Origin of the sequence: Microbispora sp. H11081, from assembly GCF_012999535.1 — a bacterium.
Lineage (GTDB): Bacteria > Actinomycetota > Actinomycetes > Streptosporangiales > Streptosporangiaceae > Microbispora.
The window spans coordinates 197,305-203,799 of record NZ_JABBWV010000012.1 but is presented as its reverse complement, the minus strand read 5'-3'; the positions used below and the strand labels follow the sequence as shown (position 1 = coordinate 203,799).

Here is a 6,495-nt window from a genome sequence, read left to right as displayed (position 1 = left end):
TGCCCAAACTCCGCAGCGCGCTTGACCGGCACGTCGCAGCCCAGAACCCGACCTCAAACTGCTACAACGAGAACGTCGCCTGACCGCGGGACCGCCGATCAAGTTCCACGAACGTCGGGACATCCTCTCCGGAACACGCACCTCAACCTTCCGCTTGCACTCGGGAGTCGTGAATCGCTGCTCGTTCTCCAGGGACAGCCAGTATGCGGCGTGACTCAGCCGCAGAGCGTGCTCATCCACCTCGGCGAAAGCACCAGTGTCGTCAGGCACGACGACGAGGAAGAGATACCGCGGGATGCGGCGCCGTCCGGCGAGCGCGTTGAAACGCTTTTCGGTGAGGCCACGATGGTGCCGGTGACCATTCCGCTTCTTCTGCATCGACCAAGTCTTGACCTGGACCTCCATCCGAGGAAAGTCCCCGTCGATCTCCCGCGGCAGGCAGAGATAGAAGTCGACACCGGTACAGTCCGGCGTGAGCGGGTTCGCCTGGAGGCCAGCGGCAGCGGCCAGCACCTGCACGAAGCACTCGCCGTACCAGCCCTGGTGGTTGTACTTGTCCAGACACCACTCGCAGCTCAGGACCGCCTCCACGCTCCCCCACCGCGCCCGCTCGGCGGACGCCATACAGACGGAACGCTACAAGTTCCAGTGAATACGAGAAAACCCTGACCAAATTGGTCATATCCGCATTGCCCATAAGGGATCCACCCTTATTGCTCGTTGTATGCCCTCGGCACTGTGTCGTCTTCGTCTGTGAGCGCTTCATTCGCCCGCGAATTGTCAGGGCGCTGTGCCATGATCGGCCAGTACTTGTTGTACCGGTCCAGGAGCTTGTGTGAAGGCCAACGAAACCACCCTGCGCAACCTCATCAAGGGCGAGATCCAGCTGATGGTCCCGCTCTACCAGCGTCCGTACGCCTGGGAACGCGAGCAGCTGAGACGGCTGTGGAGCGACATCGAGGTGCAGGCGGAGGCGCTGGCCAAGGAGCAGGTCGCCAGTCACTTCCTCGGGTCGGTGGTGCTCGCCCCGGGCCCCGACCTCAGCCCGAGCCTCAGTCAATGGGTGGTGGTGGACGGCCAGCAGCGACTCACCACGCTCCTGCTCGCGCTGTGCGCCTTACGCGACCATCAGGCCGCCGAGGACCCTCGGAGCGTTGAGCGCATCAACGAGCTCCACCTGATCAACAAGTACAAGGACGGCGACCTGCGCTATCGGCTGCTGCCGACCCAGGTCGACCGCGAGGCGTTCAAGGCCTGCATCGAGGGCTACCCGAACTCCGATCCGGACAGCAGGGTGGGGAGCGCCTACCAGTTCTTCCGCACGAAGCTGGTCGAGATCGACGACCCGGCGGACGACCAGGACGTGCGCCGCATCGAGACTGTCGTCCTCGACCGGCTCAGCCTCGTGCACATCCAGGTGGACAAGGACGACAACGCCTTCCGCATCTTCGAGTCCATCAACAACACCGGCATGGGGCTCAGCCAGGTCGACCTCATCCGCAACTACGTCTTCATGTGCCTGCCCCGCAAGAGCCGCCATGTGTACGACACCTACTGGCTCCCGATGCAGAAGCTCCTCGGCGCAAAGGGCCTCGACCAGCTCATGTACCTGGTCCTGGTGCTCGAATACGGAGACGAGGCCCAGTACAAGGACGCCTATCGAGGTCATCAGGACCTCCTCCGCGCCACCGGCGGCAGCGAGGAGCGCATCGAGCAGTATGTGAAGAACCTGGCCCGCAGGGCGCGCTATCTGCACCGCATCCTGGAGCCGAACGAAGACAACTCCATCGACGCCCGGCTGCGCTTCCTCAACGACTGGAAGGCGAACACGGTCTATCCCGTCGTGATGAGGCTGCTGGAGCTTCAGGACCAGGGGGATGCCACGGACGACGAGGTTCTCGAGGCACTCGGCTATCTGGAGAGTTTCCTCGTTCGGCGGCTCATCGGCGGAGTCACCTCGGGGAGCCTCAACAAGATCTTCATGCGGGTAACCCGCCAGTTGACCGGCGAGGAACCGGTGACGAAGGTGCTGCGGACCGCCCTGTCCGCACCCCGTCTCTACTGGTCGACCGACGAGCAGTTCCGCAGAGACATCCGGGAGAAGGCGTTCTACTGGCAGGGCCGTACTGTGCAGCAGAAGCTGATCCTTCGGCGTCTGGAGGAGTCCTACGGCTCCAAGGAACTCGTGGACCTGTCCGATAAGAAGATCACCATTGAGCACATCCTTCCGCAGAGCCCGGGTGTCGACTGGCTCAAGGAACTGGCCGGCGAAGGGGATCCCGAGACCCTGCACAAGGAGTTGGTGCACACGCTCGGCAACCTGACGCTCACCGGCTACAACTCCGAGCTGGGCAACATGTCGTTCGGCAAGAAGAAGGACTTCCTCTCCCACAGTGGCCTGGTGATGAACCAACGCGTCGCCAACCAAGAACGCTGGGGAAAGGCCGAGATCACCGCCCGCGCGGAGGAGATCGCGGACCGCGCGGTCGACATCTGGGCCGGTCCGGTGGAGACCGGGCCGGTCGGCCCTTCCCGCGATTGGAGCCTGCTGCACGCGGCGCTCGCCGCCCTGCCGCCCGGCACCTGGACGAGCTACGGTGATCTCGCGGAACTGATCGGCTCCCACGCAGTGCCCGTCGGCGCCCATCTTCGCGGCAGCCGCATCCTGAACGCCCACCGCGTGCTGAAGTCGACCGGAGAGGTGTCGGACAACTTCTACTGGGCGGACGAGAGCGACGAACGCGACGCATACGACGTCCTCGAGGCGGACGGCATCAAGTTCGACGAACGCGGCCGAGCAGAGCCCGCCCAGCGGATCAGCGCTCGTGAGATGGCCGAACTGCTCGGCCTGCCCGGAGCGGAGGACATCACCGAGGCGGACTCGGCATCGTCCGACGACGTGGGGGCGATCAACGAGTGGGAGCAGCGCTTCTTCCAGCAGGTGGGCGAGGCGAGCGGCCCGCAGGCCGCGGGCGCGGTGTCACGCCTGCTCGAATGGTGGAGGAACCGGGGCGGCGATGTGCAGTTCGGCCGTTCGGCCGGAGCGTCCTGCGCTCCCACGATCAAGGGATTGAGTGAGACTCTGCACCCTATTCGCTTCTACGCCAAGACCGTCGAGGTGACGTTCGGCGTGCTGAAGAAGCGCGTGCCCTTCAAGGACCCCGAACTCCGCGAAGAACTACGGCGACGGATCAACGAGGCTCCGGGAGTGGACATTCCTGCGGCGAAGCTCGAGCTCTATCCGTCCTTCCCGGTCACTCTTCTGGCCAACGAAGGAGTGTGGGACGTGATCGTGGCGGCCCTCGATTGGTGCGCCGATCAGGTGAAGCCTCATTAAGGCACTCCCGGCCCGCTTCGGCTTACGGCTCTGCCCCGGGCATCCGATACCGTGCCGATCGTGACCGCGTACCTGTTGATCCTCGGGGAGCGTGAGGCCGTCGCCTGGGTGCTACGCGAGTCCCGGATGGCCTTCCCGCCTACCAGTCGCAGCGAAGTGAACCGGCTCAAGGTAGGGGACGATCTCTTCGTGCTGACCACCCGTGGCTGCTGGCACAACCCGACCCGTGACCGGACGAGGATCATCGGCAGGGCCGAGGTCACCTCGCAGGTGACCTCCTACGACATGCCGGTCACGATAGCGAGCCGGGATTTCACCCGTGGGTGCGAAATCGGCCTGCGGTCGCTCACGCCGTACCTCACCGGGGTCGAACTGGCACCCCTCGTGCCACGGCTGGATGCCTTCCCCGATACCAAGTCCTGGTCCATCCGCCTCCGGCGTCCCCTGCTTGAGCTGAGCGCATCCGACGCCGCCCTGCTCGAACGCGAGCTCGGCGGCGTCGCCCGCGAACCCGCCTCGGTCGTCCCGGAGTACTTGTCCTCGATCCGGCCGGTGCGGCAGACGCCTGCTCGCGCCTGACTCCGCCACGCTGCGGCGCTCTGGAAACATTGATCACATAGGTGCAGAATGACCTTTGTGAAGGCGTACGTCGGGGTGACCGACGACAGCTGGTACCGCTTTCTTGCGGGACGTCCGGACCTCAGCGAGGTCAACTTCTGGCGGCCGTCCAGCGGCCGGGGGTTCCGCGCGATCGACCACGGCGAGCCGTTCTTCTTCAAGACCCACCACCCGCACAACCGCGTGGTCGGCGGCGGCTTCTTCAGCGGTTTCGCCCCCCTTCGCGTCTCCGAGGCGTGGGAGTTCTTCGGCGAAGGCAACGGCGCGGACAGCCTGGTGGAACTCCGTCAGCAGGTCGGGCGGTACCGCAGCCGGCCGATCGAGCCCGGCGAGGACCCGGTCATCGGCTGCGTCATCATCCGCGACGTCTTCTTCTATCCCGCGGACCGCGTCGCCGGCCCGCCACCGGAGTTCGCGCCGAACATCGTTCAGGGCAAGAGCTACGACCTGGCCGCCCACCCGGCCGCCGGCTACTTCTACGACCTGCTGAACCGCGCAGGGATCGGCGAAGACACCGACCTGTCTGAGCCGTGGCACCGCGACGGGCCCGTCTTCGGCGATCCTCGGTTGGCGCCGCGCAGGCTCGGCCAGCGAGCGTTCCAGGCCGTGGTGCTGCACGCGTACGAGCGGAGGTGCGCGATCACCGGCGATCGGATCAGGCCGGTCCTGCAGGCGGCGCACATCCGTCCGGTCACGGCGGGCGGCGAACACCGGCTGGACAACGGGCTCCTGCTCCGCTCGGACGTGCACACGCTGTTCGACCGCGGCTACCTGGCTGTCGACCCCAGGCACCGATTACTGGTCAGCCCACGTCTGCGCGAGGAGTTCGGCAACGGCGAGGAGTTCTACCGGCGGGCCGGGCAGGAGATAACCGTCCCCGCCCGCCCCGGCGACCGTCCGGACCGCGAGGCCCTCGAATGGCATCTCGACGAAGTCTTCCTCCGCGCGTAGACCAGGAACGCATGGCGCGCAGGTGAAGGCCGCGAATGCGAACCGCCGTGGGAGGACGTACATCGCAGAGCACTTCCGGCAGCCATGTCACCGGCGGCCGAGCGTCAGAGCTCCTCGTCGAGAAGTGCGTCCGAGGACTCGACCGTGACGGCGGCCTGGATCCAGGCGTCCAGCCGGTCGAGGTCGTGGCACTTCCGGATCTTGTCCTTGAACTCGTCAGGCACCTGGATGTCCCGGGCGGCCAACACCGTCATGATGGCCTCGGCCTTGGCCTGTGCCTGCCCCTCGGCTATGCCCTTGGCGATGTTCTCGCGGGCCCAGTCGCTGAGGTACTCGTAGGTCTCGACGTTCATGTGCTTCTCCAGGTCATCCCAGGGCTCCCCGGGCAGCGCCACGCACCATGTCCTTGCCCGAGCGGAGGTGTCGATCACGGGCTTCCTCCGCACGCAGGCTATGAAGGCACGCTCACGCTAGGGCCGTGGATGCGAGCCGCCGGGGACGAGATCCCTCGCGGAACATTTCCGCCTGGCTGACTCAGGCAGCACGGCGGTCTCGCTGACGTCCCCACAGCGGCAGCACGTCACCGGCGGCCGAGCGTCAGAGCTCCTCGTCGAGAAGTGCGTCCGAGGACTCGACCGTGACGGCGGCCTGGATCCAGGCGTCCAGCCGGTCGAGGTCGTGGCACTTCCGGATCTTGGCCTTGAACTCGTCAGGCACCTGGATGTCCCGGGCGGCCAGCACCGTCATGATGGCCTCGGCCTTGGCCACGGCCATCCCCTCGGCCTTACCCTCTGCCTTGCCCTGTGCCTGTCCCTCGGCTCTGCCCTTGGCGATGTTCTCGCGGGCCCAGTCGCTGAGGTACTCGTAGCTCTCTGTCTTCAAGTGCTTCTCCAAGTGATCCCAGATTTCCCCGGGCAGCGCCGCACGCACCATGTCAGCGTACATACCCGCCTGATCGCGGTCGAGATTGTGCAACGCCGTGAACAGGGCGTCGAGTATCTCCGGGCCTTGCGGCGTGTCCGCATGGTGGATCACCGACAGCACGGCGAGTTCGATGTCCTCGGCCGCCTGGCCGGGGTCGGTGATGACGGGCACCTCGTTCGGACCGGCGACCAGCGGCTTGAGCACGAGGCCCGGATGGCCCAGCTCAATCGGGCGGGCGCACCAGCGGGCGACCGACGCTTCGGGGCACACGACCAGCAGAATGACGGGGCATTCGAGCCGGGTACGCAGACTGACGAGGTACATCGGCCAGGACCAGAGCTTGCCGGCGTCCTGTCTGCGCTGGACCTCCACGATCACGGCGAGAACGGGCTGGGGATCGGCCTCCGGCCGTTTCCGGCGGAAGACGACGACCGAGTCGGCGCGACGTTCGGCGGGCGTGACCTGGGTGAGGTCGGCCGATTCGAGACCCGCGTAGTCGTAGTCGGGCAGCTCGACTCTGAGGGATCGGGTCAGCAGATCGGCGGCGAGGTCGGGTCGTTCGCAGAACAGGCGAACGAGCGCTTCGTGTTCGGCTAGTGCCACGGCGCGACCGTAGCCGCGCAGGGACGCACGGCAATGCCCTGTTCAACGCAACGTAATGACTT

Annotated in this window: 6 protein-coding genes; 3 read left to right on the top strand and 3 right to left on the bottom strand. The window is 66.0% G+C overall.

The genetic code is table 11. The features are described from left to right. Nucleotides 1-591 (bottom strand): DUF4365 domain-containing protein (locus HHX31_RS26055; protein ID WP_169951109.1); only part of this gene is annotated, 591 nt, incomplete at its 3' end. Between the two features lie 244 nt (nt 592-835). Here HHX31_RS26055 and HHX31_RS26050 point away from each other — a divergent pair. The 3 genes from HHX31_RS26050 to HHX31_RS26040 are packed head-to-tail and all read left to right on the top strand — an operon-like array spanning nt 836 to nt 4,906. After that, on the top strand, nt 836-3,337 hold the full coding sequence (locus tag HHX31_RS26050; protein WP_169951107.1) for a DUF262 domain-containing protein: 2,502 nt from the start codon (nt 836-838) through the stop codon (nt 3,335-3,337). 60 nt (nt 3,338-3,397) lie between these two features. Then, the gene (locus HHX31_RS26045) at nt 3,398-3,916 is read left to right on the top strand and encodes a hypothetical protein (RefSeq protein WP_311932243.1); all 519 of its coding nucleotides are present in this window, start codon (nt 3,398-3,400) and stop codon (nt 3,914-3,916) included. 48 nt (nt 3,917-3,964) lie between these two features. Next, a complete protein-coding gene (locus HHX31_RS26040) occupies nt 3,965-4,906 on the top strand; it encodes an HNH endonuclease (RefSeq protein WP_169951103.1) in 942 nt (313 codons plus the stop codon). A 104-nt stretch (nt 4,907-5,010) separates the two neighbouring features. Here HHX31_RS26040 and HHX31_RS26035 read toward each other — a convergent pair whose 3' ends face one another. Both HHX31_RS26035 and HHX31_RS26030 read right to left on the bottom strand, forming a co-directional pair. After that, nucleotides 5,011-5,301 (bottom strand): hypothetical protein, encoded by a 291-nt coding sequence (locus HHX31_RS26035; RefSeq protein WP_169951102.1) that lies wholly within the window; start codon nt 5,299-5,301, stop codon nt 5,011-5,013. A gap of 202 nt (nt 5,302-5,503) precedes the next feature. Then, on the bottom strand, nt 5,504-6,433 hold the full coding sequence (locus HHX31_RS26030; protein ID WP_169951100.1) for a hypothetical protein: 930 nt from the start codon (nt 6,431-6,433) through the stop codon (nt 5,504-5,506). Nucleotides 6,434-6,495 lie beyond the last annotated feature (62 nt).